Origin of the sequence: uncultured Caballeronia sp., assembly GCF_964243625.1 — a bacterium.
Lineage (GTDB): Bacteria > Pseudomonadota > Gammaproteobacteria > Burkholderiales > Burkholderiaceae > Caballeronia.
Genome location: NZ_CAXTGZ010000256.1, coordinates 6,237 through 8,201, shown reverse-complemented (window position 1 = coordinate 8,201; position 1,965 = coordinate 6,237). Strand labels below are relative to the sequence as shown.

2 protein-coding genes and 1 pseudogene (1 of these 3 cut by a window edge) are annotated in these 1,965 nt (G+C 62.1%); all 3 read left to right on the top strand.

Annotation, left to right across the window (positions count from 1 at the left end):
• The coding region (locus tag ACFFAR_RS17820) for a dihydroxy-acid dehydratase (RefSeq protein ID WP_375508206.1) at positions 1-673 on the top strand (673 nt) is incomplete at its 5' end.
• A 24-nt stretch (positions 674-697) separates the two neighbouring features.
• Positions 698-1,333, top strand: coding sequence for a bifunctional 4-hydroxy-2-oxoglutarate aldolase/2-dehydro-3-deoxy-phosphogluconate aldolase (gene eda / locus ACFFAR_RS17815; RefSeq protein ID WP_061998519.1), 636 nt, complete (start codon positions 698-700; stop codon positions 1,331-1,333).
• A 186-nt stretch (positions 1,334-1,519) separates the two neighbouring features.
• Positions 1,520-1,965, top strand: a pseudogene (locus tag ACFFAR_RS17810) (gluconate:H+ symporter); it runs 935 nt beyond the window's last position.

Here is a 1,965-nt window from a genome sequence, read left to right as displayed (position 1 = left end):
CGGCCGGCTGGAATGGGTGCCGGGTGCGGAGACGAGTCACGACGTCGCCGTGTTGCGCGATATCCGCGAGCCTTTCGCGCCGGACGGCGGCTTGCGTCTGATGCAAGGCAAGCTCGGCCGCGGCGTGATCAAGATTTCGGCGGTGGCCGAAGCGCATCGGAAAGTGACGGCGCCGGCGATCGTCTTCGACTCGCAAGAGCAAGTGCAGGAAGCATTCGATGCCGGCGAACTCAAGCGCGACTTCGTGGCTATCGTGCGGTTCCAGGGCGCGCGCGCAAACGGCATGCCGGAGTTGCACCGGTTGACGCCGCTTCTCGGTGTGTTGCAGGATCAGGGCTTCCACGTCGCGCTGGTGACGGACGGGCGCATGTCGGGCGCGTCGGGCAAGGTGCCCGCTGTCATCCATATATCGCCGGAAGCGTTGCTGCACGGGCCGATAGGCAAGGTGCGCACGGGTGACATGATTGTCATCGACGCAAACAAGGGCGTGCTGGACGTCGAACTGGACGAAAAGGAATGGGCTGCGCGCGAAGTCGAGCAGCCGAAACATCAAGCGGGTAACGAAGTCGGTTTCGGGCGCGAGCTGTTCGGTGTGTTTCGCAATGCAGCCATGCCGGCTGAGCTGGGCGCATCAGTATTCGGCCCGATGGTCGGCGAACAGCACAGAGCCTGAGAGACTCTCTATAAGGAGCAGCAAATGAAACAGGTAAGCGAAATCGTGCGCCTTGGGCCGGTGATCCCGGTCCTTGCCTTCGAATCGGCCGAGCAAGGCGAAAACGTCTCGCGCGCGCTGCACGCAGGCGGCGTCAAGGTGCTCGAGATCACGCTGCGCACGGCCGCAGGGCTTGAGGCGATCGAACGCGCCAGCCATCTGGCCGATGACATCGTGGTCGGTGTCGGCACCATCACAAAACCGGAACATTGCGCGCAGGCGAAGAAAGCGGGCGCGCAGTTCGGTGTATCGCCGGGGTTGACAAAGGACATTCACCAGGCGGCGCTCGATTGCGGCCTGCCGTTGCTGCCGGGCGTGATGACGCCGACCGACATCATCACGGCCATGGAACTCGGCTACGAGATCGTGAAGCTGTTTCCGGCGCAGCAGGCGGGCGGTGTGTCCATGTTGCAAGCCCTCAACGGCCCGTTCCCGACGCTCAGGTTCTGCCCGACCGGCGGCATCACTGCCGAAACCGCACCGAGTTTCCTGGCGTTGCCGAACGTGGTGTGTGTCGGTGGATCGTGGCTGACGCCGAAAGCCGCGCTCGCTGCGCAGAACTGGGAAGAGGTCACGCGCCTCGCCAGGGCGGCAAGCACACTGGCGCCGCCGCAACGCTAAAAAGCAACGCCGCAAACAAGCCCCTGCGCTCATCCCGCCGGGGCTTTTTCACTTTTGGACACACATCGCGCGCGTGTTTCCCGGGCTGCAAGTAAAATCCCGGTGGTTCAATCTCGACTGCGCATGCCGCCCCCGGGCGCATCCGGTTCGCGGCATAAAAAACGTCACATACTTGGGAGGCGCTTAATGGAGCCAGTACAGGGCAGCATGTTGCTGGTGTACGCAGTGATTGCAATTGCGTTGCTGATCTTGATGATCACGCGGTACAAGGTTTACCCGTTCCTCGTCCTGATCATCGTTTCGTTGTTGCTGGGTCTGGCCGTCGGCATGCCCATGGACAAGATCGTCAAGGCGTTCGAGACCGGCAACGGCAACACGCTGGGACACATTGCCATCGTGGTCGGCCTCGGCACCATGCTTGGCAAGATGATGGCCGAATCCGGCGGGGCAGAGCGCATTGCGAATACGCTCATCAACTGGTTTGGCGAAAAACACATCCACTGGGCGATGATGGTCGTGGCGATCATCGTCGGCTTGCCGGTGTTCTTTGAAGTCGGCTTCGTGCTGCTGATTCCGATTGCCTTCAACGTCGCGAAACGCACCGGGAAGTCGCTGCTGCTGATCGGCATGCC

Excerpts from the sequence above, each read along its gene's own strand:
- eda (WP_061998519.1), top strand. The coding sequence starts at position 698 with ATGAAACAGGTAAGCGAAATCGTGCGCCTTGGGCCGGTGATCCCGGTC.